The 26,532-nt window shown below is 63.6% G+C and carries 23 protein-coding genes; 10 read left to right on the top strand and 13 right to left on the bottom strand.

Annotated features, from left to right (window positions below; translation table 11 throughout):
• Window positions 1–182: 182 nt before the first annotated feature.
• Both AKI39_RS05185 and AKI39_RS05180 read right to left on the bottom strand, forming a co-directional pair.
• Window positions 183–2,492, bottom strand: a complete 2,310-nt coding sequence (locus AKI39_RS05185; protein WP_066633225.1) for a molybdopterin cofactor-binding domain-containing protein — start codon at window positions 2,490–2,492, stop codon at window positions 183–185.
• A gap of 2 nt (window positions 2,493–2,494) precedes the next feature.
• Window positions 2,495–2,971, bottom strand: coding sequence for a (2Fe-2S)-binding protein (locus AKI39_RS05180; RefSeq protein WP_066633222.1), 477 nt, complete (start codon window positions 2,969–2,971; stop codon window positions 2,495–2,497).
• Window positions 2,972–3,687: 716 nt separating this feature from the next.
• Between AKI39_RS05180 and AKI39_RS05175 the strand changes: the two genes are divergently transcribed.
• Entirely contained in the window at window positions 3,688–4,203 is a 516-nt protein-coding gene (locus AKI39_RS05175; protein WP_066633219.1) for a DUF2846 domain-containing protein, read from the top strand.
• A 48-nt stretch (window positions 4,204–4,251) separates the two neighbouring features.
• Here the strand turns inward: AKI39_RS05175 and AKI39_RS26155 are convergent, their stop codons facing one another.
• The 6 genes from AKI39_RS26155 to AKI39_RS05150 all read right to left on the bottom strand — a co-directional run bounded on the left by AKI39_RS26155 (window position 4,252) and on the right by AKI39_RS05150 (window position 8,534).
• Window positions 4,252–4,374: a hypothetical protein gene (locus AKI39_RS26155; protein ID WP_255364353.1), complete on the bottom strand. Its 123-nt coding sequence runs from the start codon at window positions 4,372–4,374 to the stop codon at window positions 4,252–4,254.
• A gap of 5 nt (window positions 4,375–4,379) precedes the next feature.
• Window positions 4,380–5,237 carry an ABC transporter permease gene (locus tag AKI39_RS05170; protein WP_066633215.1) on the bottom strand — a complete coding sequence of 286 codons (858 nt, stop codon included), beginning with the start codon at window positions 5,235–5,237 and terminating at the stop codon, window positions 4,380–4,382.
• Complete coding sequence (locus tag AKI39_RS05165) at window positions 5,234–6,010, bottom strand: ABC transporter permease (RefSeq protein WP_066633212.1); 777 nt, start codon at window positions 6,008–6,010, stop codon at window positions 5,234–5,236. The genes AKI39_RS05170 and AKI39_RS05165 overlap by 4 nt, the downstream gene beginning before the upstream one ends.
• A gap of 158 nt (window positions 6,011–6,168) precedes the next feature.
• Window positions 6,169–6,948, bottom strand: coding sequence for an ABC transporter ATP-binding protein (locus tag AKI39_RS05160; protein ID WP_066633211.1), 780 nt, complete (start codon window positions 6,946–6,948; stop codon window positions 6,169–6,171).
• On the bottom strand, window positions 6,945–8,006 hold the full coding sequence (locus AKI39_RS05155) for an ABC transporter substrate-binding protein (protein ID WP_066633209.1): 1,062 nt from the start codon (window positions 8,004–8,006) through the stop codon (window positions 6,945–6,947). The genes AKI39_RS05160 and AKI39_RS05155 overlap by 4 nt, the downstream gene beginning before the upstream one ends.
• A gap of 108 nt (window positions 8,007–8,114) precedes the next feature.
• Window positions 8,115–8,534, bottom strand: coding sequence for a RidA family protein (locus tag AKI39_RS05150; protein ID WP_066633206.1), 420 nt, complete (start codon window positions 8,532–8,534; stop codon window positions 8,115–8,117).
• A gap of 402 nt (window positions 8,535–8,936) precedes the next feature.
• Here AKI39_RS05150 and AKI39_RS05145 point away from each other — a divergent pair, with 402 nt between their 5' ends.
• The 3 genes from AKI39_RS05145 to AKI39_RS05135 all read left to right on the top strand — a co-directional run bounded on the left by AKI39_RS05145 (window position 8,937) and on the right by AKI39_RS05135 (window position 13,495).
• Entirely contained in the window at window positions 8,937–9,872 is a 936-nt protein-coding gene (locus tag AKI39_RS05145) for a LysR family transcriptional regulator (protein ID WP_066633198.1), read from the top strand.
• Window positions 9,873–10,363: 491 nt separating this feature from the next.
• Window positions 10,364–11,608, top strand: coding sequence for an NERD domain-containing protein (locus AKI39_RS05140; protein ID WP_066633195.1), 1,245 nt, complete (start codon window positions 10,364–10,366; stop codon window positions 11,606–11,608).
• Window positions 11,609–12,415: 807 nt separating this feature from the next.
• The gene (locus AKI39_RS05135) at window positions 12,416–13,495 is read left to right on the top strand and encodes a hypothetical protein (RefSeq protein ID WP_201258551.1); all 1,080 of its coding nucleotides are present in this window, start codon (window positions 12,416–12,418) and stop codon (window positions 13,493–13,495) included.
• A gap of 154 nt (window positions 13,496–13,649) precedes the next feature.
• Here the strand turns inward: AKI39_RS05135 and AKI39_RS05130 are convergent, their stop codons facing one another.
• From AKI39_RS05130 to AKI39_RS05120, 3 genes are all read right to left on the bottom strand, one after another.
• Window positions 13,650–14,642: a quinone oxidoreductase family protein gene (locus AKI39_RS05130; RefSeq protein WP_235610750.1), complete on the bottom strand. Its 993-nt coding sequence runs from the start codon at window positions 14,640–14,642 to the stop codon at window positions 13,650–13,652.
• A 379-nt stretch (window positions 14,643–15,021) separates the two neighbouring features.
• Entirely contained in the window at window positions 15,022–16,194 is a 1,173-nt protein-coding gene (locus AKI39_RS05125) for a GGDEF domain-containing protein (protein ID WP_066642237.1), read from the bottom strand.
• A gap of 247 nt (window positions 16,195–16,441) precedes the next feature.
• On the bottom strand, window positions 16,442–17,125 hold the full coding sequence (locus AKI39_RS05120; protein WP_083228630.1) for a GntR family transcriptional regulator: 684 nt from the start codon (window positions 17,123–17,125) through the stop codon (window positions 16,442–16,444).
• Between the two features lie 129 nt (window positions 17,126–17,254).
• On the opposite strand from AKI39_RS05120, the gene AKI39_RS05115 reads away from it, so the two are divergent.
• The 4 genes from AKI39_RS05115 to AKI39_RS05100 all read left to right on the top strand — a co-directional run bounded on the left by AKI39_RS05115 (window position 17,255) and on the right by AKI39_RS05100 (window position 21,388).
• A complete protein-coding gene (locus tag AKI39_RS05115) occupies window positions 17,255–18,241 on the top strand; it encodes a Bug family tripartite tricarboxylate transporter substrate binding protein (RefSeq protein ID WP_066633189.1) in 987 nt (328 codons plus the stop codon).
• A 25-nt stretch (window positions 18,242–18,266) separates the two neighbouring features.
• Window positions 18,267–19,067, top strand: coding sequence for an enoyl-CoA hydratase/isomerase family protein (locus AKI39_RS05110; RefSeq protein ID WP_066633187.1), 801 nt, complete (start codon window positions 18,267–18,269; stop codon window positions 19,065–19,067).
• A gap of 34 nt (window positions 19,068–19,101) precedes the next feature.
• The gene (locus tag AKI39_RS05105) at window positions 19,102–20,343 is read left to right on the top strand and encodes a CaiB/BaiF CoA transferase family protein (RefSeq protein WP_066633185.1); all 1,242 of its coding nucleotides are present in this window, start codon (window positions 19,102–19,104) and stop codon (window positions 20,341–20,343) included.
• Between the two features lie 187 nt (window positions 20,344–20,530).
• Window positions 20,531–21,388, top strand: coding sequence for a DUF899 domain-containing protein (locus AKI39_RS05100; RefSeq protein WP_083228629.1), 858 nt, complete (start codon window positions 20,531–20,533; stop codon window positions 21,386–21,388).
• Between the two features lie 52 nt (window positions 21,389–21,440).
• Here AKI39_RS05100 and AKI39_RS05095 read toward each other — a convergent pair whose 3' ends face one another.
• On the bottom strand, window positions 21,441–22,202 hold the full coding sequence (locus tag AKI39_RS05095) for a YdcF family protein (protein WP_066633183.1): 762 nt from the start codon (window positions 22,200–22,202) through the stop codon (window positions 21,441–21,443).
• Window positions 22,203–22,619: 417 nt separating this feature from the next.
• On the opposite strand from AKI39_RS05095, the gene AKI39_RS05090 reads away from it, so the two are divergent.
• Complete coding sequence (locus tag AKI39_RS05090; RefSeq protein ID WP_066642233.1) at window positions 22,620–23,969, top strand: MFS transporter; 1,350 nt, start codon at window positions 22,620–22,622, stop codon at window positions 23,967–23,969.
• Between the two features lie 78 nt (window positions 23,970–24,047).
• On the opposite strand, the gene AKI39_RS05085 is transcribed toward AKI39_RS05090, so the two are convergent.
• Window positions 24,048–25,118: an alpha/beta fold hydrolase gene (locus tag AKI39_RS05085; protein WP_066633181.1), complete on the bottom strand. Its 1,071-nt coding sequence runs from the start codon at window positions 25,116–25,118 to the stop codon at window positions 24,048–24,050.
• 280 nt (window positions 25,119–25,398) lie between these two features.
• Here AKI39_RS05085 and AKI39_RS05080 point away from each other — a divergent pair, with 280 nt between their 5' ends.
• Entirely contained in the window at window positions 25,399–26,514 is a 1,116-nt protein-coding gene (locus tag AKI39_RS05080) for a calcium:proton antiporter (RefSeq protein ID WP_066633179.1), read from the top strand.
• Window positions 26,515–26,532: the final 18 nt, after the last annotated feature.

Raw genomic sequence — 26,532 nt, 5'->3', positions numbered from 1 at the left:
ACGGGTCGGCGGGGGCCGATCCCCAGCGGTAGCGCAGCAAAACTGGCCATGCCCGTGCATAAGTCTTCGTGATATCCCCGCAACTGTATCCCCGTCGACACGTGCCTGCCCAAGCCGACATAAAAAAGGCCCTCCTAACGGAGGGCCCTGCGTACCGACGTTCCGTAACGCCCAGGCGATCGTCACGCCGCCGCCGGCGCCTTCAGCGCGGCCAACACCTTATCGGGCAGGAACGGGACCGAGCGCAGCCGCACTCCGGTGGCATCGAACACGGCGTTGGAGATCGCGGCGGGAATCACGGTGGGCGCCATCTCGCCCGCGCCCCATGCCGGCTTCTCCGGACGGTCGATCAGATGGACGTGAATGGCCGGCACCTGCGTGAAACGCAGGATGGGATAGCTGCTCCAATCCAGGCTGGTCACCTTCTGGCGATCGAAGGTGATCTGCTCCATCAGCGTACGGCTGATGGTCTGCACGATGCCTCCCTCGACCTGGTTGCGCACCCCATCGGGATTCACCACCTGGCCGCAATCGTGGCTGCACCACACGTCGGTGACGCGGATGCCGCCGTTGCGCTTGTCCACCTCCACCTGCACGACCACCGCCACATAGGTACGCTCGTTGTCATAGCGCACGAAGGCCACGCCGCGGCCTTTCAAGACGTCGCCCCCTTGCGCGGCATCGCCCGTCTTCACGGCGTGCGCACCGGCCGTATCGCCGGCCTTGGCGACGTCGCCGCCCTTCGCATCGCCACCTTTCATGGCCTCGGCGCCCTGCCCGGCGGGCGACGGCCGCGACTGCCATCCAGACATCTTCGCCACATCTTCCAGCACCGCGCGCGAACGCGGGTCCTTCAGATATTTGAGACGCCACTGCAGCGGGTCCGCGTTTGCCGCCGCCGCCACCTCGTCGAAAAACGCCTCGTTGGCGAAGGTGTTCTGCATGCGTCCCGGCGTGCGCAGATGCGCGGTGCGGAAGGCCTTGTCGGCCATGCGATGCACTTCGGTCTTCACGTGCGGGAACTCGTACATGACATCGGAGTTCTTGGAGATATTGCCCGTCAGGTACGTCGGCCTGGGCTTACCCGACAGGACCGCCGCCAGCAGCGGGAATTCATCCATCGTGCCGCGTGCCTGCGCGATGAAGAACTCCGATTTCCAGGCCATCAGGGCGCCGGTGTCGTCCAGCCCCGCCTGCAAGTCCACGAGCGTCGGCGGGCTCTTGGGATCCCAGCCGTGTTCGTCGGCGCGCATCCATTGGACCCGCACCGGCGCCTTGGCCAATTGCGATATCAGCGCGGCATCCGCGGAGCAGTCCTCGTGTCCATTGCGTCCGTAGCAGCCCGACCCGTCCAGATAGACCAGGCGTACCGCCGCCTTGTCGATATCCAGCGTGCGGGCGATCTCGCCTTGCAGCGAATGCGTGGATTGAGACGGCGACCAGATCGTGCAGTGGCCGTCGCGAAAATCCGCCACCGCGCACGACGGCCCGATCGACCCATGGGTGTGCACCGGAAAATCATAGGTCGCCTTCACGTGCTTGGCCGCGGACGCAAGCGCGCCGTCCGCATCGCCGGACTGCACGACGGGATCGTCCTTGCCGCGCGGCAAGCCACGCCAATACTCGAACAGTTGAGCCTGGTCGGGAAACTGGTCGCGCTCGTTCCAGTTGGTCTTCAGCGCACGCGCGGCCTTGATCGCGGACCACTCCGTCTTGCCCAGGACGGCCACGAAGTTGTCCTTGCGCACCACCGAAACAAAGCCATTGATGTCCCGCACCGACGTCTCGTCCACGTCCACCAGCGTCGCGCCGATCGACGGCGGGCGCACCACGCGGGCGTGCAGCATGCCCGGCAGCTTGAAATCATGCATATAGGTGAACTCGCCAGTCACCTTCCCTGGAATATCGACGCGTTGGATCGATTTCCCGATGATCGTGTAGGCGCCCGGGTCCTTCAGCTTGACCTTGGGATCCAGTTTCACGTTCAAGGGCTTGTCGCTCACCAGCGCCGCATAGGTGATGGTCGGTCCTGCTTCGCCGGCGGTCACCACGCCCTTGGCCACCGTCAGCCGTGTCTGCTCCACCGACAAGCGCTGCGCCGCCTCGGCGAGCAGCGCCTGGCGCGCGCTGGCGGCCGCCTGGCGCAGCTTGGCGCCGCCATTGGATATCGTCTGGCTGCCGGCGGTCTGCCCCTGGTCCACCGTCAGGCCGGTATCGCCCATGATCAGGCGCACCGCGCCAAAATCGACGTCCAGTTCCTCGGCGACCAATTGGGCCAGCGCGGTGCGGGCGCCCGTGCCCAGGTCCACCTTGCCGCTGTAGACGGTGACCTTGCCGTCGTTCCCGACGACCAGCCAGGTATCGACCTCGTCCGGACGCATGTCCTTGCCGGTGGGCGGAGCGTCCTCCGCGAGGGCCGCGAGCGGCAGCGTGGGCAGGGTAAAAGCCACGACGAGCCCGCCGCCCGCCTTGAGAAATTCGCGACGCTGCATGATCAGGCTCCCTTGGCGGTGGAGGGGGACGCCGCGCGCTGCACGGCCTTGATGATGCGCGTATGCGTTCCGCAGCGGCACAGGTTGGCATCCAGCGCCTCGCGTATCTGGCTTTCGCTGGGGTTCGGCGTCTTGTCCAGGAATGCCGCGGCTTGCATCACCATGCCGTTGATGCAGTAGCCGCACTGTGCCGCCTGCTCGTGGATGAACGCTTCCTGAACGGGATGGGGGTGCTCGCTGGTGCCCAGGCCTTCCAGCGTGACGATCTTCGCCTGGTTCACCGACGACACCGGCGTGATGCATGACCGCACCGCCGCGCCATCCATGTGCACCGTACAGGCGCCGCACTGACCCAGGCCGCAGCCGAACTTCGGCCCGTGCAGGCCCAGGTCGTCGCGCAGCACATAGAGCAGCGGCGTATCGCTGTCCACGTCTACGCTTATGTCCTTTCCATTCACGTTCAATTGGTACTTCGCCATTTGTCTTCCCTCTGTGATGCGGCCGCGCGCGCATCAACGCGCGCTGGCCAATGAAGCAGCGAACATGGAGACGAATTGATGGGATGCACGGTGCGTCGGCAAAAGCACGCGTGACTGGGCCTGTGGCCGGCCGGCGTGTCGGGACGTCCCGGCCTGCTCGGGCCAGGAATGCCAGCGTATCCTCGCACAAGGCGGTCGGAAACCAGCCCTGCTAAGCGCGGAAGTGCCACGTGTCTCCTCCAGGGCGGTACCCGGTGGGCACGCCGATTTTTCTTCTGGGGTTGTGGTCGCTGACCTTACATCGAAGCGCACACCGGCGCAATAACAAGGCGGACCGTCCGATTGCCTAGGCCATCATGCGTGACTTCCGAATTGGGTCATGAAGCCACGCAGGCGATGCCTATCCCAAGCTAGAGGGTAAGGGGTCAACAGCGGCATTGCTTCTGTCGCTGTTCTGACGCACCAGTGATATCGATCACGGGCTGGTCCAACCCGAAGGCGTGTGCCTCCACATCGATCTTGAGCGTATGTCTATACCGGCTCTTTCCCGCGTGGGCACCCGGCAGGAATGCTGACTATCAGCGACAGGATAGTCAGGCCCGCCGTGCAAACCTCAAGTCGCCTGCCTTCATCCAACCCAGAGTGATCCTTCTAGACAATAAATATACATATAGATACACTATCCACACTTTATCACCAGATTAATTAGGATTCCCATGCGTCCGACTTCCGTCAAGACCCTGCTGTCTATAGGTTGTTTGATCCTCGTCACGGGCTGTGCCAGCGTACCGATGGAATCCGCTGACAAGAATCTGAAGGCCAAATCATTTCCGACCCCTGACCAGGGCAAATCCGGCCTATACGTATACCGAGACAGTTTCGTCGGGAAGGCGTTGAAGAAGGACGTTTACCTTGATGGCAATTGCGTCGGCGAAACCGCCGACAAGGTGTTCTTCTACACGCAGGTTGACGGCGATCACACCTATCAGCTGTCCACGGAGTCCGAGTTCTCGCCCAACGACCTGAAGCTCGACGTCAATGCGGGCAAAAATTATTTCGTGCGGCAATTCATAAAGATGGGTGTATTCGTCGGAGGCGCCGGCCTGGAGTCCGTGCCGGAAGACGAAGGCAAACGCGTAATCTCCAAACCCGACGTCAACCTCGCCGCAATGCCTGGCCATTGCGATCACACGTCCATCAAAGCGGCAGCAAACGCCGCCGCACAGAAATAAACGTCTGTGCACCGCCCTCGCGGTGTCCACCTCTAGCGTGGCTCCGCTTTACGGCAGGATGTCGATAGCCTTCGCATTCTGCCGCCGTTCCGCCATCGCGTGTGCATCCGCCACCTTGTCGAGCCCGAACCAGGCAGACGGGGCCAGCGCGATGCGGGCGCCCGTGCCCACGTTGCCTAGTCCTCGTGTTCGTCCTGCCAAGGAATGAAGCGCCCGCGCAAGGCCACCAACAGGCGGTCCAGCGCCACGCCGGACAACAGCATCAGCACGATGCAAACGAATACCGTCGGCGTTTCGAAGAAGCGCTGCGCGTACATCAAGACCGCACCCAACCCGCCCCCGCCGGCGACCATTTCCGCCGTGTAGGCGGTGATCAGCGCCACCGGCACGGTCACGCGTATGCCGCTGAAGATGGCGGGCACGGCCGCGGGCAGGACAATGCGGCGCACGATGCGCCTTGGCGTCGTGCCCATGGCGCGCGCCGACCACAGCATGGTGGGCGGCACCGAGATGGCGCCCTCATACGTCGCGATGATCATGGGGAACACGCAGGTGAATGCCACCAGCAGCACCTTCGACAGGCTATCGATGCCAAACCAAAGGATGAAGATCGGCATGAAGGCGATCTTGGGCGCCGGAAAGGCCACCGCCACCAGCGGGTCCACCATGCGCCTGATCCAGGCGCTGCGGGCCATGCCCACCCCCAACGCGATGCCCGCCGCCACCGCCAACGCCAGCCCCACGAATGCACGGTACAGGCTCAACAGTACAGGTTGAAGAACCTCGTTGGACGACACCAGCGCGATGAACTGCCGCGCCACCGCCTGGGGCGACGGCAGGAACATCGGGCGCATCCCACCCCATTCGGTCATGGCGTACCACGCCGCGATCAGCAACACGAAAGGATATAGCCCCAGCAGCGCGCGCCAGCCGCCCCGCCACAGGACGCCGCCGCGGGCAGGTGGCCGGGCAGCGGCGGAGACGGCATCCACGGCCCGGTTCGCCGTTGCCGAAGAATCCGGCCCGGTGCTCATGCGTCCTCCCGCGCTTGCGATGAATCGTGCCATTGCAGCAGGCGGCCCGTTATGAACACCATGAGCCGGTCCATCGCATAGGCAAGGATCACGATAGCGAGGATGCCGGCGAACATGAACGCATACGAGCCGTTCTCCCCGTACTGGAATACCAGCTTTCCTATGCCCGACTTGGCGGCGATCATCTCCGCGGACAGGGTCAGCACCCAGGAAAAGCCCAACGCGATACGCACGCCCGTCAGGATCTGCGGAGCGCTGGCCGGCAACAGCACATGGATCAGGATGCGATGGAAGGGCGCGCCGAATGCACGGGCGCTCCACACCAGCGTATGCGGAACCGCCTTCACGCCATGGTAGGTATTGACCACAACGGGAAGCAGGCTGGACAGGAAAACCGTAAGCATATTGGTGGCATCGCCGATCCCGAACCACAGGATGAACAGCGGCACCAAGGCCGCCTTGGGCAGCGAATAGGTGGCAGCAACCAAGGGGCCGAAGAAGCCGTTGGCGCGGCGCGACGTGGCCATGAGCAGGCCCAGCGCCACACCGGCCGCCGCGCCCAGCACCAATCCGCCCAGCGCCCGATAGGCGGAGATCAGCAGATCGCCCCAGATATCCCCTTCAACCACCAATTGCCAGAAAGCCGCCGCCACCTGATGTGCCGGCGGCAGAAAGGCTGGGTTGACCGCGCCCGATACGACCGCCACCTCCCAAAGGCCAAGCAGCGCCAGCAAGGGAAGCGCGCGGCGCAGGTGTAAAGCCGCTGCGGTCACTGGTGTGCCCTCCTGTCGCTGCGCGACATCCTCCCCACGGGAGGGAGCGCCGCCTTCGGGCGGCCGCGCGGCGGCGCTTACTGGTGTACCCTCCTGTCGCTGCGCGACATCCTCCCCGAGGGAGGGAGCGCCGCCTCCGGGCGGCCGCGCGGCGGCGCTCATGCGTGCTCCTGCTCCGCCGCCTGGCGGCGCACCGACAGCCAGACCTTGTTGCGCAAGGCGTTGAAGGGATCGGACAGCATCAGCGCCTCGCGGCCCTGCGTACGATCCAGGTCGACGGGGAATTCCTCGACGACCGTGCCCGGCCGGCGGCTCATGACGACGATACGGCTGGACAGGTATACCGCTTCGGTCACATCGTGCGTGATCATCACCACGGTCGTCGACGTGGCTTGCCAGATGCGCAGCAGCTCGTCTTGCATGCCTTCGCGAGTCTGCGCGTCCAGCGCGCCCAGCGGCTCGTCCAGCAAGAGGATGCGCGGCCCGCACGCCAGGGTGCGCGCAATAGCGACGCGCTGCTTCATGCCGCCAGACAGTTCCTTGGGATAACGGTTCTCGAAACCGGTAAGGCCGATCAGGTCCACATAATGCCGCACGATCCGAGCGCGTTCCGCCGCCGGCTTGCCGGCTTCCTTCAGGCCATATTCGATGTTGCCGGCCACGGTCAACCACGGGAACAGTGCGTACTCCTGGAACACCACGCCGCGGTCCACGCCCGGGCCCGTCACTCGCCTGCCGTTGGCATGGATGGCACCCCGGTCCGGTTGCAGGAAGCCGCCGATCAGATACAGCAAGGTGCTCTTGCCACAGCCCGAAGGCCCGACGACGGAGAGGAATTCCCCCTCGCGTATCGACAGATTCACATCCTGCAAGGCCATGACGTCGCCATGGCGTGAGCCATAACGCTTGGAGAGATCGCTGACCGTGATGAAGCTCATGACGCGCAGGTTCCCGGCAACAGGCTGGCATCGAGATAATCGGTGATCTTCAAGGGCTTGGCAATCAAGCCCTGCTCCACCATCGCATCGACCGGTCGCTGGATAAGGGCGGCGTCGACGCAGGCATTGCGGTCGCGGTAATAGTCCTTGTTCGTCAGGAAATACGAATCCAGCAGCTCGGGGGGAGACTTGGTGAAACCCGCCGTCAACGCGATGGCCTGCTTCCGGTTCGCAGGATCGTAGAACCACTGAAGGCCGCGCACGTAGTCGGCCAGGAACGCGGACACCGCCGCACGCTGGGACTTGATGAAGCCGCGCGTCGCCACCTGGAAAATCGGCGCGTAGGTGCCGAAGGCATCGCCGCCATTGAACAGCGGGCGCAAGCCGCCCTTGGCGGTTTCGCCAATCATGAAGGGAATCACCAGCACGCCGCAGTCGATGCGCTTCTCGCGCAGCGCCGGGCCGATATTGGGGAAGGCGATCTCGACGATTTCGACGTCCTTGCGCGCATCCAGGCCGCTTTTCTTCAGGCGCACGCGTAGGCCTAGATCCACCGCCGAGCCATAGGCGTTTACGCCGATGCGCTTGCCGCGCAGGTCTTCGATTTTCTGGATCGGCGAGCCGTCGAGGACGAAGAAAGTATTCGCGGCATAGCCCGGCTTGGCGTCTTGATAATTGTCGGCAACGATGGCCAGGCCGTCCGGGATCGCGCCTTTCATCATCAGCGTCGCGAACACCGAGAACGACAGCGTGGCCATGTCCGCTTGATCCGCTGCCAGCAAGGTCGCGGCTTCCGGCGTACCGCGCGTGTATGTCATATCGACCACATACGCCTTGCCGTACTGCTGCAGGACGTTCTTCTGCATCCAGTCCAGGAAGATCACGGTCTCCATTTCATTGGGACCGATGCCGCCGCCCGTGGCGTACCGTATCTTCACGGGCTTGGACTGCGCCGCCGACAAGGTCGGCATCCCCAGCATCGCCCCCGCGAAAGCCGCCGCGCCCGCTTGTACCAGGGCGCGCCGAGACCGCATGATTCCGCCGCTGTTTCCGCTCATCGCTGTTTCCCTTGTGTGGTGTTTTGTGGCGTGCATCCCTGCTCGCCCAGGGTTTTCCCTGTCATCCGACGGCCCGCATGATCGCCATGACGGCTCCATCATCCCAGACTAGCCGGGCGTCGACTCCAGGATCGCCATGGCTTCTATCTCGACCATGAAGTCGGGATGCGACAAACGCGTCACCTCCACGGTGGTGCTGGTGGGCAGGCTTTTCCCGAGGTACTCATGGCGCGCGTCCACGTGCCGGAAGAACTCATCGATACGGGTCGTGTAGGTGGAGGTCCGCACCAGGTCATCCAAGGTAGCGCCCACCGACGACAGCGCTTCCTTCAGGTTCGCACCAACCTGATGTATCTGGGCGGCCATATCCCCCGCGCCCACAATGTCACCGGCGGCATTGCGCGCCAGCAGGCCGGAAACGAACACCAACTTGTGGCTGCCCAGATCGAACGAGACGACCGGGGAATAAAGCGTCCTCCCTCCTACGATGCGTTTGGACAAGCCGTCCGGGAACACATTGGCGCGCATATGAATCTCCGTGTTGGTGCGCGTCGCACTGATGCAGTGCAGCGCGCGGACCGATGGCTGATGACCGATAGCCGATGGGCGGTGGCCGGGGTGACCGGTGACCGGTGACCGGTCACCAGCATCGGTGGTCGGTGGTCGTAATTGGTGCGAGTCAGTAGAAAAAGCGGCATGGCATCAAAAGCGGCATGGCCTCGATCAACCCGCAAATTCTAGGTAAGCACGGCCGCCGCGATAAGCCGTCCGGATGGAATTTGTCTTTTTCCATCCGTTGACGAATCGGCACGCCATTCGTAAGCTTGGGGCGGCCCAGCGACGCCCGATGCCCGAACGATCTCCTACCCTTCGGTAATTTGGCCCGTTGCCAGCCTTGCCAGCGGCGGCCATGAACCTGCGAATCGCCTCATGCACAACCCTATCGACATGATCGTGTTCGCCAAGGTGGTGGAACACGAAAGCTTTTCCGCCGCTGCTCTTCACCTGCAGATGTCCGCCTCGGCGGTCAGCAAGCACGTCTCCAGGCTGGAACAGTCGCTAGGTGTTCGCCTGCTGAATCGCACCACGCGGCGCCTCAGCCTGACCGAAGTTGGCGAAGCGGTATTCGCGCACTGCGCCAGCATGTCCCGCGAGGCCGAAGCCGGCGAGATGGTCGCGGGCCAATTCGCCGCGGAGGCACGTGGGCTACTTCGCATCGGCGCGGCATCGGCCTTCGGCCGCCTGTACGTCGCTCCTGCCATTCCAGAATTCCTGCGCCTGCATCCGCACCTGTCCATCGAACTGACCATGAGCGATCGCCTGGCGGATTTCGTGAAGGAGCGGTTCGATCTGGCCATCGGCGCCGATGTGATCCCCGGCGCAAACCTGGTCGCGCGCAAGCTGGCCGATGTGCGGTGGGTCGTATGCGCCGCCGAGGAATACCTTGCACGTCACGGCACACCCCGTACCCCGGCCGACCTGGAACGCCACAACTGCGTGTTCTATCGTTCCTCGGTCACGTCGGGAGAGGTATGGCGCTTTCGCCGCGACACAGCGGAATTCGCCATCTCCGTGCGAGGCCGATACCTAGTCAACGACAGCGAAGCCGTATACCGCGCCACTCGCGCCGGCATGGGCGTGGGCCTGATGCCCACCTTCGCCATCGGCCCCGATGTCGAGGACGGCACGATGCGTGTGCTACTCACTGAGTACGAAGCGCTCGGCACGTTCGGATCGCATGTATGGCTTCACTATGTCGCAGGACCCTTCGTATCCCCAAAGATACGCGCGTGCGTCGACTACTTCGCCGAGCGCTTCCGCCATGACTTGTACTGGGACAAATTGCAGTTAACGGCGGCAAGCTGACGCTCGCAGACGTCGTCACGTACCTTTCTTCGTTTGAAGCGATGGGCCAACGGCAGACGCCAGCGGGCAACTCAAGCTAAAGCGTGCAGAGCGTGCGTCCTTTCGCCCCTAGGCGCTCCCCGCCTGTAATCCATCGTTCGCCTTTACGAATGGCGGCATGGACGGGCTTTGGTTTGGCGAAACGCGGGCGCAAGATACACCTGCGTGATTCAACGTGAACCGTACGCCCGGAGACAAGTGCCATGGACGCGCGATCCAGCGGGTAGCTCTCCTGCATCCGCTTCCGACCCCCTTTCAGCCGTTCGAGGACCGTCCTGCTAAGACCGCTTTGGTGGCCCTGACACGGAAGTCAGGCCCTCATGGTGACATCTCTCGCCTGCCAGTAGGCTACTCGTTTTGGAGGCAGATCACCCAATATGCGCCCCGTCCACAGCGATCCGTAGGTGCCGCTCAATGCTACGATTTGGCTTCTTCTCATCAGTCAACCTTCTATGTTCGACCTGTTCAAACGCATCAAGGAAGCGAGCAAGAACGCCAAGGCGTATCGCCACGATTCGAGCGACACATCACTTCGCGGGCATGAAGCCGAACATGAAGTGTGTAATATCCTGGCGCCTCGATTGATTGGGACCGGATGGGAGTTGGTCAACGGTGTTCGGGTACCAGACCCGACTGCGCGACGCCGCAGGGAGCTAGACTTCGTTTTCACCAGCCCCACTGAAGCAATTATCGTGGAGCTGAAGAACTGGACCGGTGAGGTCAGCTTGGACGAAAGTGGTGATGTCGTCCAGGTCAACCGCAAGGGAGAAGTAGTCAACGGCGGTAAATTGTTTGAGGACGTCGCTGAGCGCGCGGAGATCCTCCGACTCCATCATATGAGCAAAGCGCGGGTGCCCGTAAAGATGAGGCATTTTGTCGTCTTCTACGATCCCTATGGCAACCTCTGCCTGCATGATGAAATCGCCGGCCGCGCGGACGTGCTTCGCTTCGACGAATTGCGCAACCGCATGCCAAACGGATCGGAGCCGTTTCTCCTTCGACTACTTCATGCGCTGATGGGTTTCTTCGGGTTCAAGCTCGAAACAGCGAAGGCCCCCGTGCCTTCACCCGAGATCGTCGCATTTCGCCAGTCGCTGGCGGAGCTGGGCGGTTGGGATGTGATCGTACTAAATGGCGGCCTGACCCTTTGCGGAGACATCGTGAGCATTATCGGCAAGCGGCCCGATGACATCGAGCGTGGCAATTTCGATCGCGCACGACTGTCTCACGTGGCATTCGACGTGGACCGAGGCATCGTGAGGTCGCTCTTCCGCGCCCCCGATCTTGACGCCCTGGCAACGGGAACGGGCCGGGATGCTTCCACTACGACGTGGAGAGTCCCGACCGCCGCGGAACTGACCTTTCACCGCGCGGGGGATAAAACACCGAGCGTCTATGAGCTCCGGAATATGCGGTCGATCCAGTTTGGCTACCAGGTCAAGCCAAAGACCACGTATAGCTATGAGGATTTCCGCGTCGGGATGACCGTGGTTGGCCGCGTCACCTCCATCAATGATAAAGGCGTGTTCATCGATATTGGTTACCGGGAATCGGCGGGTAAGCCGCGCGACGCCCGTGCCAGCCCGGCTAAGCCAGGCGCCCTGGCTATCGGCCAGCGGGTTCTTGCACGCGTCACCCGCCTCCTCGAGGACAGGAAGCTCATTTCGATTGAGATCCTCGATCCGCGATTGGCTTGAATGTGGAGATAAGTATCCCACGGTTGGTTGTGGTCGGCCCTCTTCCCGTCAATCTTCGCCCAACCATCGCGACGTTGAAGAAGTACTACAAAACCACTCGGAGATAACTCATGGAACCCCATGCCAGCATAGTGGAAAGAATCGTTCCAACTCTTTGGCCGCTGGTGTGCTCCTTTTATCCCCGAACGGCCACTCGCGAACAAGTGGGGGGAACGACCGGTTGAATGCACAGCCGATAGCGGACCTAGAGATTTTCGCCATAACGAGCGGTCGCGTCGTTATAAATCACCTTCCACGATCTGGTCATTTATGTGGACCCAACCCAGCCTCCAGTAACCTTCGTTAGGTGCGACCATAGTGCTCCATTCCAAGATAAGCATCACCGCGAATGCGACCCATAAAAAAATGGAACTGGCGACAACTCATTCATTGCACCTACGGGTGTCATGAATATCAATGCGAGTGAGCATGGCATGCGTGGCACCGCCATGCGTAAGCCGTCTCTACCGAGGGTTTGCCCATCTCATTCGGTCTTGCCATTCCGACACAAGAGTTCCGGTAGCGTGATGTTGCGTGGCCTTGGCTCGATCGAAAAGACCATGAGCAGGCGAGCCGAATATGCCATAACCCCGCATTCACATGGCCTAGTCGAGATGTCGCTTTATGGCCCTTACCGTCACGCCGTTCGGCTCCTAGCATTCGGTGCCGGGCCATTCACCAAGCCATCCCGACCGGAAGCACCAATACCCACGGGATGATCTCACTGCCGCGCGTCGTCGAATTTCACGTTGCCCACCGATCTTTGTCATGTCGATTTCCCACGATTCCGTTTCCGAGGCAGTTCGACACCAAGAGGCCGTACGGCATACGGCTTCTACCCTGGAATGGGTATGGATCTTGCCGTTGGCCTGCGTGCTGTATTACCCGTGGGCACTTTCCCTTGCCAATCGCGCCTACACGAATGGAAACGGCCCGACGGTCGTAGTCGCTTGGCTCATGACGGCCTATGCCGTCCCGGCCTTCGCGTTTTTCTGCGCCTACAAGGTTGGAACCGTCGCCGTGCCAACCGCGCGTATAGTGCTCGCCCGCCGCCTGTGCTGTTTGGCTTTCGCCGCCCCGCCAGCTTATACCTTGGTCGGCGTACTGCTGTACCTGATGAAGATTGAACTGCCCGACATAGCAGTATGGACGACGCTTTGGCTGTCGATCGCGATGTTCGGCCTGATGACAGCATCCACCGCGCGCCCTGGCCGATCGAGCCCAGGCGAGGCCCCCCGGCGCATCCCTGTCCTGCGAACCCTGCATGGCGTCACAGCGCTGCTGCTGCTGCTGGCCTTCCTTGGCCCGCATATCTTCAATCACCTACTAGGTGTGTTTGGCACCGACGTCCATCGAAGCGTCATGAAAGCCCTGCGGACCTTTTACAGATCGCCTATCGTAGAGCCGGCAATACTGGCGGCCATGCTGTTCCAGATACTAAGCGGCCTGGTTCTATTCAACCGAAAAGGCTCCGGATACTTGGATCTGCTGGGTACGCTGCAAGTCACCTCTGGCGCGTACCTGGCCATGTTCATCCCAACGCACGTGAATTCGGTTTTCACGCTGGCCCGATATTTCGGAACCGAGACGGATTACGCCTGGGCCGTAGGTGCGCCCGTCGGCGTGCTTGCCGACCCATGGAACATACGCCTATTACCCCACTATTCGCTGGGCGTGTTTCTCCTGATCGCCCATTTGGCTTGCGGTTTGCGCCTGGTATTGCGGGCCCACGGCATGGACGCCCCCAAGTCCAACATCGTCACCTGGTTTGTTGTGGCCATCGGCGGTGCTATCGCTGCCATGGTCACGGCCGGCATGCTCGGGTGGCGGCTTTCGGCCGCTATTTGAATTTTCTTCCGAAATCTAGCCCAACAAGCCGGGGCCGGCCAGGCCGCGCGCAATCGGGCGGCTCGGCGCAGGAGCCTGCATCATGCGGTCGCAGCACGTGCTGGGCCACCTTGAAGCTGGCCGGCCGGCCCTGAACGTCATAAGGGAAGGTCCCCTACGGCAGGATGACGATAGACCCCGCGTTCTGCCGCCGTTCCGCCATCGCATGTGCGTCCGCCACCTTGTCGAGCGGGAAGCGGGCGGATACCGAGGGCTTGATCCAGCCCTTGCGCAGCGCCTGGAAGACGGCGTCTGCGTTCGCGCGAAACGCAGCGGCGTCGGCGTTATGCGGAAACACGGACGGGCGCGTCAGGAACAGGCATCCTTTTTTATTCAGCAACTCCGGGTCGATGGACGGTGCCGGACCGGACGCCGCGCCAAAGACCACGACCGTGCCGAATTTCCTCGCACAGTCCAAGGAACCCAGGAAGGTATGCCGCCCGACAGAGTCATAGACCACATGCGCCTTGCGGCCTTCGCTAGCCGCGATCACGCGCTCGACCCATCCTTCCTGACTGTAGTTGATGGCGTGGTCGCAGCCGGCTTCCCGCGCAATCCGGCATTTTTCATCCGAGCCGGCCGTGCCGATGACGCAAGCGCCCAGGCCCTTGGCCCATCGACTGAGTATCTGCCCCACGCCACCCGCCGCGGCATGGACCAGGACGATATCGCCCGCCTTCACCGGATAGGTCCTGTGCAGCAGATACTCGGCCGTCATGGCCTTGAAGAAAACGGCCACTGCCATGATTTCGTCGATGCCGTCGGGAATACGCGCCAGCTTCGTCGCGTCGACATTGCGGCGATCGGCGTAAGCGCCAACACCGGCATTCATGTAGATGACGCGGTCACCGACTTGAAAGTCAGTGACGCCGTGGCCAACGCTTTCCACTACCCCCGCAGCTTCGTGCCCTAGGCCTGTCGGCAAAGGAAGCGGGTACTTGCCCGAGCGCTGATAAATATCGATGTAGTTGAACCCCATCGCGACTTGGCGAAGCTGCACTTCGCCTTCGGCGGGCGGCGCGATCGGCTCTTCACGGAGTTGGAGAACATCCGCGCCACCGAATGCGTCCAGTTGAATTACGCGGCGGGTCATTACGGAGGGATTCATACGTGTCTATGTCCGGGGATCGGTATGGGGCCCAGCATAAATCATTAATTTCAGCGAAAGGCGAAGACATATTGCGAGACGGATCCCACCATGGACGCTCGGCGCACCATTCAACGGCCAAAGGGGGCCGACCACTTTTGATTTATTCACGCGGCACCTCGCGTCGCCGCGCTCGCGCGTTTGACGACCGTTGAATCGGGACGTTCGCCCCGTGCACCCTCCAGGCGTTTTAACGCCGTCAGCCTGCCTGGTCACGCGGAAGGTCCCGTCGTGCCAACAGTCGTCCCACGGCGGGGCGCGGCGCAATTGCCGCGGATCGACAGATCGTGCAGCGCCACCGTGTAAGCGCAGATCGCGCAAGGCGGAAGGAACGGTGAAGTCACTCGGCCGCGGAAGCGGCGGCCTGCACGAATTCGAGGCGATTGCCTCCGAGCGATTTGGCCCGATACAAGGCGCGGTCCGCGGCGGCCAGCGCGTCGGGCAGCGCCGGGATTTCGTTTTCGAAATATGCGAGTCCTATGCTGACTGTCGCGGCTATCCCGTGGCCCCGGACTTCATCCAGGATGGTTTCGGCGAAACGATTGGCGACGGCTTCGCCCAGCGCCTTGGCGTGAAGCGCATCTTTCCCTACCAGGAGCGCGGCGAATTCTTCCCCGCCGATACGGGCAAAGATCGTCTCCGGCCCCAGCGCGCCGCGCGCGATTTCAGCGAACGACTTCAGGACCTTGTCGCCGGTATGGTGGCCATGGACGTCATTGATCGCCTTGAACTGGTCCAGGTCGAACGCGAGAACGGCAACGGCCCTGTGTGGTCGCCCATCATCGAGCACGCGCGCGCCTTCCTCGAAAAACCATCGGCGATTGCCTAGCCGGGTCAGGTAGTCCGTTTGGGATTCACGCAGAAGTTGCCCATGGGTTTCGTCACGGACGAGCTTGAGCAAAGCCATCGGCAATATCACCGAATACAGGACGCCCTCCAACATGGTGATCTGGCTGGCGAGGACCTGCGTCGCTTGCCCATATGCGTTCACCAGGAAAGGCAGGACGATCGCGCGAGCAGCATAAACGAACGCATGCAAGCTCGCCAGAACCACAACAATGTGGCGCGATGCCAGCGACTTCATTGCATCGCATCGCAGCATCTCCCAAGCCGTCAGTCCGCTTACGGCCGCGATCGGCGCCGCGCTGACGTAGTTCCACACGACATCGTGCCATCGCGCTCCGCCCGCCGCCCAGCCCAGGGCCATCCCGATCAGCAGAGAGACTGAAGCGGCGCGATAATGCCTGCCGCTTAGCGTGGCCACGCCGCCAAGGATCAAAAGATAGCCGGAGAGCATGACGAGATTGCTGATCGCGGAGCCGACCGGCGGCGGCAGGGCGCCACGAAATAGCACGGTGGCGCAGCCAATCGCGAGCGTGACGTACCCTATCGCCAGGATCCGCAGGGCCTTGCCCCGCTTCGGATTGCCGCGATGTTCCCAAAACGTCATCCCGGCGCTGGCCAGAAGCGTTCCGATGGCAAGGAAGTAGAGGGTCAGGAGATCGACGTGCATCCCGGATATGTAGGCACTGCGCCGATGTGTCCCCGGCGGCAGCGGGATTTTACGTGCAAAAGCCGCGCACCATACTGAACCTTGATTCACCTGCGAGCGCTGCTGGATCGCCGAGAAGGACGGCAGGATGGTGGGGTCGGTTTCGTGATGCGCCACGACGAAACAACGGCGAAGCTGCGACTGCTGTATGTCGACCCCAGCGCGCGCGGACCGAGGATCGGCAAGCGCCGTCATCCGGCGCCCGCCCTCACCGCATATTGAAGCTCTTCTTGCTATCCAAATGCGCGCGCATCAGTTCCTCTGCGCGCTTGCCGTCGCGCGCCAGCAGCGCCTTGACGAAGGCCTCGTGGTCCGCGACGCCGGCGGCCCATTCATCAGGGTCCAGGTTCGATTTGTAGCGCAGCGCCTGCACCTGCAGGTTCAAGCGGTCATAGGAAGTGACCAGCGCGGGATTATGCGCGGCTCGGCTGATCGCGATATGCGTGCCCATGCTGGCCTCGAAATACGCTGCGATGTCGCGCGCCGCGTAGCCTTCCAGCATGCGTCGATGCAGGCTGGCGATATGTGCGAGTTCCGCATCGGTCGCGCGCTGCGCCGCCTGCCTGACGGCCAGGCCCTCCAGCACGCAGAGGACGTCGAAGGTATTTTCCACATCCTCGCGCGAGAGTTCGATGACCATGGCGCCGCGCTTGGGCTGGATGTGCAGCAGCCCGTCGGAGGCCAGGATCCGATACGCCTCCCGCAGCGGCGTGCGGGACACCTTCAGGCGATCGCATAATTCCCGCTCGTTCAGCCAGGTGCCTGGACGCAGCGTGCCGTTCACCACAAGCTGGCGCAGCCGGTCCGCCACCACGGCGGGCAAGGTCGGGTGGTGGATGGCGAATCCTTCGCCAGGAAAATCGTCCGTCAGGGCGGGATGAGGGTTTGTCATAGGTGTACGCCGCAAAAATCCGGGATAACGTGGTATCTGGTATACCAGACATCAAATCCCAGAAAAATACCAACCGGGACACGGGAATGATAGACCAGCTCACTGGTCACCCCGCCATAGGAGACGCCGATGTTGAAGAAAGCCCTCGTAGCGATCAGCAGCATGCTCGCCCTGACCCAGGCTGGCCCCGCCGCCGCCGTGTATCCCGACAAGCCCATCCGGCTGATCGTCGGTTTCGTCCCCGGAGGGGGGACGGACGTATCGGCCCGCATTGTTGCCCAGCACCTTTCCGGCCTGCTGAAGCAGCAGATCGTCATCGAGAACAAGCCCGGTGCCTCCGGCCTGATCGCGGCGGACATGGTGGCCAAGGCCGAGCCGGACGGCTATACCCTGCTGCTTGCCAACATGCAGTCCACGGTGGCGGCGCCCTATGTGCTGCCGTCATCCTTCGATCCCATCAAGGACTTCACGCCCGTGCGGTATATCGGCGCCGTCCCCAACGTCCTGGTGGTGAACCCCACCCGCCACGACTTCAAGTCGGTGCAGGACCTGATCGATGCCGCGCGCAAGAAGCCGGGCGGATTGACGTATGCGTCCTCCGGACTGGGCAGCCCGCAGCATCTGACGGCGGCACGGTTTTCCCAGATCGAGAAAGTGGAAATGGTCCACGTGCCCTACAAGGGCAGCGGCCAGGCCGTGGCTGACCTGTTGGGCGGCCAGGTCGATCTGAACTTCGACACCCTGCCCGGCGTGATCGGGCAGATCCAGGCGGGCAAGCTGCGGCCCCTCGCGGTCACCAGTGCCGAGCGCACGCCGCGGCTTCCAGACGTGCCGACTCTGGCCGAAGCCGGCGTGAAGGGCGTGGACATCGTGCAGTGGTACGCCGTCCTGGCGCCCGGCAAATTGCCGGCGCCCATCCTGGCGCAACTGGACCAGGCCTTGGCGCAGACGCTGAAAGATCCCGGTATACGCGCGAAGCTTGCCGACCAGGGCATGGATGTGGGCGGCGGCCCCGACACACCCGCCGCCTTCCATACCTACCTGGAACAGGAGTGGGTGCGCTACGGGAAACTGACTTCCAGCCTGGGGCTGACCAAGGAACAGGCCAAGCAATGAACCCATCCCGAACCGGAGCCGCAGCATGACCGAAGCCGTGACGTCGCCACAAGCGCTCATCCTGAGTGAGCGCGATGGCCCCATCGCCACCGTGATCCTGAACCGCCCCGCCAAGCTCAATGCCCTGACCGTCGACGCCTGGCGGCTGCTGGGGGATACCTTCACGGCGTTGTCCCGTGACGATAGCGTGCGCTGCATCGTCCTGCGCGGCGCCGGCGAAAAGGCGTTCTCGCCGGGCAACGATATCTCGGAATTCGAGACCTTCCGCTCCAATTCGGCGCAGGCGCGCGAGTACGGCGCGATCATGCGACGCACGATCGAGGCCATCGGGCAGTGCCGCCATCCGGTGGTCGCGCAGATCCACGGCATCTGCGTGGGAGGCGGCATGGAAATCGCCGGCCTGGCGGACGTGCGCATCTGCGGGACCAGCTCGCGCTTCGGCGTGCCGATCAAGAACCTTGGCCTGGTGATGTCCTATTCGGAGCTGGCGCCCCTGGTGCGATTGGTGGGCCCCGACGTCGCGCTCGCGATGCTGCTGGAAGGCACGATTTTCGGCGCGGACGAAGCGCTGCGCCTTGGGGTGGTGACGCGCGTGGTGGACGACGAGCAGGTCGCCGCGGAGGCCCAGGCCACCGCGCAGCGCATCGCGGCGGGCGCGCCGCTGGTGGCGCGCTGGCACAAGAAGTTCGTGCGCCGGCTTGGTACCGGCGCCGCCTTGAACGACGCGGAGCGCGACGAAGCGTTCGAGTGTTTCGACACCGAGGACTTCCGCACGGGCTACCGCGCCTTCCTGGCAAAGCAGACGCCAGATTTCACCGGCCGCTAAGTGCCCAAGCCGCTTACCTGATGCAGGAGTGACCATGCAGGAAACCCGGAACCCCTCCCCGCGCACCGGCGCGCTCGCGGGCATGCGCGTGATCGAACTGTCCCAGATCATGGCCGGCCCCACCTGCGGCATGATGCTGGCCGACCTGGGCGCGGACGTCATCAAGGTGGAAAAGCTGGAAGGCGGCGATGACGCACGGCAGTATCGCGACCCGCAAGTGAACGGCGTTTCGATGCCGTTCCTGATGCTGAATCGCAACAAGCGGGCGATCTCGCTGGATCTGAAACATCCACAGGGCAAGGCGGTGCTGATGCGCCTGCTGCGCGGCGCGGACGTGATCACGGAGAATTTCCGCAAGGGCACCATGGAGAAACTCGGGCTAGGCTACGAAGAGCTGCGCCGCGAGAATCCTGGCCTGATCTATTGCAGCGTGTCCGGCTACGGCAGTACCGGACCGTACGCGGACAAAGGTGGCTTTGACCTGATCGCGCAGGGCTTCTCCGGCTTGATGAGCATTACCGGCGAACCGGGCGGGCCGCCGCTGCGCACGGGCAATTCGGTGGCGGACATCAATGCGGGCCTGCTCGCCGCCTTCGGCATACTCGCGGCCTACCAGCACAAGCAGCGCACGGGCGAAGGCCAGCGCGTGGAGACCTCGCTGCTGGAGGCCAGCCTGCAGCAGCTGTATTGGCACGCGGCCATCTATTTCGGATCGGGGGTATCGCCCGGGCCGAGCGGTTCGGCGCATGTACTGACCGCGCCGTACCAGGCCTTTCCGACGGCGACGTCATGGATCATCATCGGCGGTGCGAACGAAAAGAACTGGGCCCGCATTGCACAGGTGCTGGGCCGGCCGGAATGGACGGAAGACCCGCGGTACGCGCTGAATAGCGATCGCATGCGTCACCGCACGGAATTGACGCAGGCCATCTCGGAGATCCTGCGGGAACGCTCGGCCGACGAGTGGCTGGCCGATTTCGACCGGGCCGGCGTGCCCGCGGGACCGGTGCATTCGGTCGGAGAGGCGCTGTCGCATCCGCAGACGCTGGCGCGCGATATGGTGGTGCGGCAGCAGCATCCGGACGCCGGCGAGGTTTCCACGATCGGCATGCCGGTGAAGTTCTCGGCGACGCCCGCGCAATACCATCGGGCGGCGCCCCGGCCTGGTGAGGATACGCGCACCATCCTGGTCGAGTACGGCTACAGCGAAGCGGAAATCCAGTACCTGCTGGACGAGGGTGTCGTGCGCGATGTGCAGGCCGCCGCGCCTGTATAGGAGCAATAGCGGGAGGGAAGCGGAAGGGGGAGTGGCAACACGAAAAAAATGCCGACAGGTTTGTCACTCCCCCCGGTCCGTGCGAGGTGTGAAAATGGCCACACAGCAACCATCGCACGATGCGTGGCAGGCTGCTGTGGGGTGCGCAGCCCCTGGCATTTCGCATCGCCCCATCCAGGAGTAAGCCATGACCGCGTCAACGCCACAAGCCGCCCAGGGCGGACACCCCGCCATGCAAACACCCCCCGTCGTGTCGCCCCAGGAATGGGAGGCCGCCTGGCAACGGCTGCTCGTGAAGGAAAAGGCCCAGACACGCGCCCGCGACGCATTGGCCGCGGAACGCCGGCGCATGCCGTGGATGGCCGTGGACAAGCCGTATGCCTTCATCGGCCCTGCGGGCCGGATCAACCTGCTGGATCTGTTCGACGGCCGGCGCCAGTTGATCGTCTACCGCGCCTTCTTCGAGCCGGGCGTGTACGGCTGGCCGGACCACGCCTGCCGCGGTTGCTCCATGGTGGCCGATCAGGTCGCCCACGTGGCGCACCTGAACGCCCGCGACACCACGCTGGTTTTCGTATCCCGCGCATCGCAACCGGATATCGCCAGGCTGAAGGAACGGATGGGCTGGCAGATGCCCTGGTTCACGCTGACCGACAGCTTCGACGCCGATTTCGGCGTCCATGAGTGGCACGGCACCAATGTGTTCTATCGCGACGGCGACCGCGTCTACCGCACCTACTTCCTGAACAATCGCGGCGACGAGCAGATGGGCAATACGTGGAACTACCTGGACATCACGCCGCTGGGCCGGCAGGAAGTCTGGGAAGATTCACCGGAAGGCTATCCGCAGACCCCGACCTACAAGTGGTGGAACTGGCACGACAGCTACGTCGCGGACGCGCCGCCCGACCAGAAATGGGTGGAAGTCTCGGATGCGGGAGAGAAGGCGTTTCGGGAAGAAAGCGCGAAAAAAGGCGATAAACCTGGCACCGACCCCCAACCCGGATGCGCCCACTGCGCCGACGATCCAAACGCCGGATCCTGACGCAAGCGGCGGCTGGAGCGCGGCGGATCCGCGGCGTTCACCGATGGGGATATCAAGCCTGGCCCGGCAAGGTCCTTGCCGCGTTCCACCCCATCGCGTTGTACAGGTGGTAGCGCGCGATACCTATGTATTCGTGCAGCGCGAAATCGGCCAGCGCGAAGTTGTACGCCAGCGGCAGCCAGGACGATACCGCGCGCAGATAGTCCGCACGCATCGGGGTCGGGTCCACCCCGAAATGCGCGAAGTAGATCAGGCCGCGCCGCAGATGTATGCCTGAAGAAACGAGCAAAACCCGATTCGCGCCATAGTCCTTTAGCATCGCGCTGCTGAATTGCGCGTTCTGCCACGTGTTCATGCTGCGGGATTCGACCAGGATATCCGCGGACGGAATGCCTATCCCCACAAGGACGTCCCGATAGACCGATGCTTCGGCCCTGCCCTGGCCTAGCGCATCGCCCCCGCTGACCAGGATCTTGCAATCCGTCTGGGCCCTGCGGCAGTCCACATAAAGGCCTGCGGCTTCGACCAGCCGTGGATACGAGAAGATCCCTGGCTCCACCTGCCCCGACCCGGGGATCTTCGCCGTACCGGCACCGAGCAGCAGGATGGCATTACGGCTGCCCCATTGAACGGAGGGCCTGGCGAGGTAAGGGGATTGCAGATCGCCCAGCAGCCACGCCGGTACCGGACCGCAGCCCACCGCCAAAACGAGGATCAGCGATACCGCGTACAAGGCTGTGCCGGCGCGCCGCCGCCTGAGCAGGAGAAACAGCGTGGCGAGGGCAACAATGGCGATAAGGAGCGTCAACGTCATACCGAACTTTTGTGTTCCAACCGAGTTTGAGGGCGATTTCGCGGGGGGGCGCCGTGAAACCGTACCAGAGGGCAGCCGATGGCCCGCATGGCCGGGATACCTTCCATGCCGGCGGGTGGTAGCCGGGTCCTGGGTGACAAAGTATGCCCGCAGGTTCATGTCGCCGGACAGCCATCGCGACCGCGGCCGGGCCGCCGGTCCTGACAAAACCATGAATCCGTAAGCGCCGGGCGCCCCGTTTTGACAAGGCCAACGCCTCTGGCCGAGAATCCAGGGCCTGTCTCCGCGCCCGTCCCCGGATTCCGATGCGCTTTTCCGGCCCTCGCGCGATCGCCTCATCACCCCATACAGCCCCTTTCTGTGAACCCGCACAGCAACTTTCGCGTCATCGCCGTGGTGGTCGCCACGACGCTCTTCATGCAGAACATCGACAGCACCGCCATCGCGACGGCGCTGCCCGCGATGGCGCGGGACTTGAACGTCAACGCCGTGCACCTGAGCGCGGCCATCACGTCCTACCTGGTGGCCATGACGGTGTTCATTCCCGTCAGCGGCTGGGTGGCGGACCGCTTCGGCGCCAAGCGGATCTTCATGTGCGCGATCTTCCTGTTTACCGCGGCGTCCTGTTCCTGCGCGTTGTCCAATGGATTGGGGCAGCTTGTCATCGCCCGCATCGTGCAAGGTGCCAGCGGGGCCATGATGGTGCCGGTGGGGCGCCTGGTGCTGCTGCGTGGCGTGCGTCGGGAAGACCTGCTGTCCGCCACCACGTGGCTGTCGATGCCCGCCATGGTGGGCCCGGTCATCGGACCGCCGCTGGGCGGCTTCCTGACCGACACGTTTTCGTGGCGCAGCATCTTCTGGATCAACCTGCCCATCGGCATCCTGGGGCTCGCCCTGGTGTGGCGCCTGATTCCGCATACGGAGACCGAGCGGCCGCCGAAGCTCGACATCCGCGGCATGACCTTGATGGGCCTTGCCATCAGCGTCTTCATGGTGGGCGTGGAGACCGTGGGACGCGGGATCGTGGCGCCGGAACTCCCCTGGCTGGCGATCGCGCTCGGACTGCTGTTCTTCGGCCTGACGGTGCGGCATTGCAAGCGCGTGCCGAACCCGGCCATCGATTTCTCGCTGCTCTCCATCCCGACGTTCAAGGCCGCCACGGCCGCCGGCAGCCTGTTTCGCGCCGGCGCGGGCGCCCTGCCCTTCATGGTGCCCCTGACCTTGCAACTGGGCTTCGGGCTATCGGCTTCGCGCAGCGGCATGCTGACGCTGGCCAGCGCCGTGGGCGCCTTCAGCATGCGGCCGATGGCGCAGTTCTTCCTGCAGCGGTATCGCGTGCGCACCATCCTGCTGGGCGGCTGCTATGCCTTCGCGGCCACCTTGCTCGGCTGCGCGACGCTGACGGCGGACTGGCCGGAAACCGCCATTTTCGCCTTGCTGTTATGCGGCGGCCTGGCGCGCTCGCTGAACTTCGCCTGCATGAACGCGCTGACCTACGCCGACGTTCCGCCAAAAAAGCTGTCCGCGGCGACGTCCTTTTCCGGCACGGCGCAGCATCTGCCGCGCGCGGCCGGCGTCGCCGTGGCGGCGGGCGTCATGCAGATATCGATGATGCTGTCCGGCCGGGACCATGCCGCGCACTGGGATTTCGCGTGGTCGTTCATCGCGATCGCCGCCGTGGTGCTGGCGTCCGCGCCCGGATATGCCGCGCTGCGGCCGGAGGCCGGCGCGGGGATCTCTCGCGGGCGGTCACGCAAGGCTGCCTGAATCCCGCGGGGCTGTCCACACGGCCACATTGCGATTCCGCGGGGCCCCACCTTCCCGCCACTACGCGACGCTGTCCGGCTACCATCCCGCCACTTCGATGATGGCGTCCGCGAACGCGCGCGGCGCCTCCTGAGGCAGGTTGTGCCCCACGTCGCCGGGCAGATCGATGTGCTTGTACCTGCCCGTGAACATCTTCGCATACGCCGCCGGCGACGGATGCGGCGCGCCGTTGGCCTCGCCCTCCATGGTGATGGTCGGCACCGCAATGGTGGGGAGCTCGGCCAGGCGCTTTTCCAGCGCGTCGTACTGCGGCTCGCCCTCCGCCAGGCCAAGCCGCCAGCGGTAATTGTGGATGGTAATCGCCACGTGATCCGGATTCGCCAGCGACGCGGCGGAGCGTTCGAATGTCGCATCGTCGAACTGCCATTTCGGCGAGGCGGTCTTCCAGATCAGCTTGGCGAAGTCATGCCAGTTCTTTTCGTAGCCCAGCCGGCCGCGTTCCGTGGCGAAGTAGAACTGATACCACCAGGCCAGTTCCGCCTCCGGGGGCAGCGGCGCCTTGTTTGCCGCCTGGGTACCGATCAGATAGCCGCTGACGGAAACCATGGCCCTGCACCGTTCCGGCCACAAGGCGGCGATGATGTTCGCCGTGCGCGCCCCCCAGTCGTAGCCGCCGATGACGGCGCGCCGGATCTGCAGCGCGTTCATCAGTGCGATGATGTCCGCGGCCACCGCGGACTGCTGGGCGGTGCGCTTCGTGTCGTCGGAGAGGAACCGCGTCGTGCCGTAGCCGCGCAGGTGCGGCACGATCACCCGGTAGCCCTTGGCCGCCAGCATGGGCGCCACATCGACGTAGCTGTGGATATCGTAGGGCCAACCATGCAGCAGGATGACCACCTGCCCGTCGCTGGGGCCGGTTTCCGCATAGCCGATGTTCAGCGCGCCGGCGTCGATCTGCTTGATCGTCGCGAATGAGCCGGCCGACGCACGGGCGCCGCCTGTCTTGCCGATAGCCGGCTTGACGCCATTCTTGCCCGGGGCCGCGGTTTCGGCCTTGGCCAGCCCCGCCAATCCCAGCTCCAGGGCGCCGATGCCGGCAGCGGCTGTACCGAGGAAGCGGCGGCGACGGTTGTTGATCTGGTCGGACATGCGAGATTCTCCTATGCAGTTTGATGGGGATGCCCGACTGTCCTCAGTGGGCGATCCGGCCGCATCCGGATACTTACCCCTCCCGGTTTCGGCGTGCAGGCATTACATCGGCCGGATGTATCGGGCGTTTCTTCGCCACGGGCCCGGGCGGTATCGCCATGTACCGGCCACGTCCCGCGAATACAGTGCGATACATTCCCCGCGCGGCAAGACTTTGACTAAGATAGGCAGGCGCCATTGCACCGTATGGGCGACAAAGCTTCACCAACCCGGAGTGAACATGCCGTCAGAAACCCATGCCGTGTCCATGCCCAGATCGACCTGGGTCTATCCCCTGCTGGCCCTGGTCTTTTACTTCGCGGCCGCCGCCTACGGGTTCGCGACGCCCTTCGTTGCCAGCCTGGGCAATGCGGCGGTGGCGGTGCTGATGATGGTCGTGCTGTTCGGTACGATCTTCGCGGCCGTCTACCACGCCGAAATCATCGCCCACGTCACCGGAGAACCCTACGGGACACTGGTACTGACCGCATCCGTGACCGTGATCGAAGTCGCGTTGATCGTGTCCATCATGATCTTCGATGAAAACGGCAGTCCCGCACTGGCGCGCGACACCGTGTTCTCCGTGGTAATGATCGTGTGTACGGGCTTGGCGGGCATTTGTATCCTCGGCGGCAGCCTGCGGTTCCGGGAGCAACGGTACGGCAGCACCGGCGCTTCCGCCTACCTGACGGTGCTGATCGTGCTGGCGACGCTGACCATGGTCCTGCCCAATTATGTACAGGAGATGCAAGGGCCCTCGTACTCCGACAGGCAGCTGGTTTTCGTCGCGGTGATGACGCTGCTGCTGTATGGCGCGTTCCTGTATATCCAGACCGTCCGGCACCGCGACTACTTCATCACGCTATCCGACCATGCGCCGGATGAGAACCACCACATCGGCGGGCGCGCGCTCGCGTTCAGCATCGTCCTGCTGCTGGTCGCGCTGGTCGCCGTCGTGCTGTTGTCCAAGCAATTCGCCAACGTGGTGGAGTTCGGCCGCGAGGCCATCGGCGCGCCGCCGGCCGTGACGGGCCTGATGGTGGCCATCCTGGTGCTGCTGCCCGAAGGCATCTCGGCCTACCAGTCCGCCCGCCGCGACGAACTGCAGAAGGCGCTGAACCTGGCGCTGGGCTCTTCGCTGGCCACCATCGGCCTGACCTTTCCCGCCGTGTCGGCGCTCAGCCTTGCCTTGCACAAGCCCCTGGTCCTGGGCCTGGGTCCGGGCGACACGGTGTTGATGTTGCTGACGCTGGTGGTCAGCATCGTGACACTGGGCAGCGGGCGGACCAATGTGCTGTACGGGTTCGTGCACCTGGTGATTTTCGCGACCTTCATTTTCATGGCATTCCTGCCTTGACGGCTACGGACCGGCATC

This window comes from Bordetella sp. H567 (assembly GCF_001704295.1).
In the GTDB taxonomy this organism is placed as follows: Bacteria; Pseudomonadota; Gammaproteobacteria; order Burkholderiales; family Burkholderiaceae_B; genus Bordetella_C.
This window is presented reverse-complemented; position numbering and strand designations above follow the sequence as displayed.

Bases quoted from the DNA above. Each gene is read 5' to 3' on its own strand.
- AKI39_RS05185 (WP_066633225.1), bottom strand. From the start codon at position 2,492: ATGCAGCGTCGCGAATTTCTCAAGGCGGGCGGCGGGCTCGTCGTGGCT.
- AKI39_RS05180 (WP_066633222.1), bottom strand. From the start codon at position 2,971: ATGGCGAAGTACCAATTGAACGTGAATGGAAAGGACATAAGCGTAGAC.
- AKI39_RS05175 (WP_066633219.1), top strand. From the start codon at position 3,688: ATGCGTCCGACTTCCGTCAAGACCCTGCTGTCTATAGGTTGTTTGATC.
- AKI39_RS05170 (WP_066633215.1), bottom strand. From the start codon at position 5,237: ATGAGCACCGGGCCGGATTCTTCGGCAACGGCGAACCGGGCCGTGGAT.
- AKI39_RS05160 (WP_066633211.1), bottom strand. From the start codon at position 6,948: ATGAGCTTCATCACGGTCAGCGATCTCTCCAAGCGTTATGGCTCACGC.
- AKI39_RS05155 (WP_066633209.1), bottom strand. From the start codon at position 8,006: ATGAGCGGAAACAGCGGCGGAATCATGCGGTCTCGGCGCGCCCTGGTA.
- AKI39_RS05150 (WP_066633206.1), bottom strand. From the start codon at position 8,534: ATGCGCGCCAATGTGTTCCCGGACGGCTTGTCCAAACGCATCGTAGGA.
- AKI39_RS05145 (WP_066633198.1), top strand. From the start codon at position 8,937: ATGCACAACCCTATCGACATGATCGTGTTCGCCAAGGTGGTGGAACAC.
- AKI39_RS05140 (WP_066633195.1), top strand. From the start codon at position 10,364: ATGTTCGACCTGTTCAAACGCATCAAGGAAGCGAGCAAGAACGCCAAG.
- AKI39_RS05135 (WP_201258551.1), top strand. From the start codon at position 12,416: ATGTCGATTTCCCACGATTCCGTTTCCGAGGCAGTTCGACACCAAGAG.
- AKI39_RS05130 (WP_235610750.1), bottom strand. From the start codon at position 14,642: ATGAATCCCTCCGTAATGACCCGCCGCGTAATTCAACTGGACGCATTC.
- AKI39_RS05125 (WP_066642237.1), bottom strand. From the start codon at position 16,194: ATGCACGTCGATCTCCTGACCCTCTACTTCCTTGCCATCGGAACGCTT.
- AKI39_RS05120 (WP_083228630.1), bottom strand. From the start codon at position 17,125: ATGACAAACCCTCATCCCGCCCTGACGGACGATTTTCCTGGCGAAGGA.
- AKI39_RS05115 (WP_066633189.1), top strand. From the start codon at position 17,255: ATGTTGAAGAAAGCCCTCGTAGCGATCAGCAGCATGCTCGCCCTGACC.
- AKI39_RS05110 (WP_066633187.1), top strand. From the start codon at position 18,267: ATGACCGAAGCCGTGACGTCGCCACAAGCGCTCATCCTGAGTGAGCGC.
- AKI39_RS05105 (WP_066633185.1), top strand. From the start codon at position 19,102: ATGCAGGAAACCCGGAACCCCTCCCCGCGCACCGGCGCGCTCGCGGGC.
- AKI39_RS05100 (WP_083228629.1), top strand. From the start codon at position 20,531: ATGACCGCGTCAACGCCACAAGCCGCCCAGGGCGGACACCCCGCCATG.
- AKI39_RS05095 (WP_066633183.1), bottom strand. From the start codon at position 22,202: ATGACGTTGACGCTCCTTATCGCCATTGTTGCCCTCGCCACGCTGTTT.
- AKI39_RS05090 (WP_066642233.1), top strand. From the start codon at position 22,620: ATGCAGAACATCGACAGCACCGCCATCGCGACGGCGCTGCCCGCGATG.
- AKI39_RS05085 (WP_066633181.1), bottom strand. From the start codon at position 25,118: ATGTCCGACCAGATCAACAACCGTCGCCGCCGCTTCCTCGGTACAGCC.
- AKI39_RS05080 (WP_066633179.1), top strand. From the start codon at position 25,399: ATGCCGTCAGAAACCCATGCCGTGTCCATGCCCAGATCGACCTGGGTC.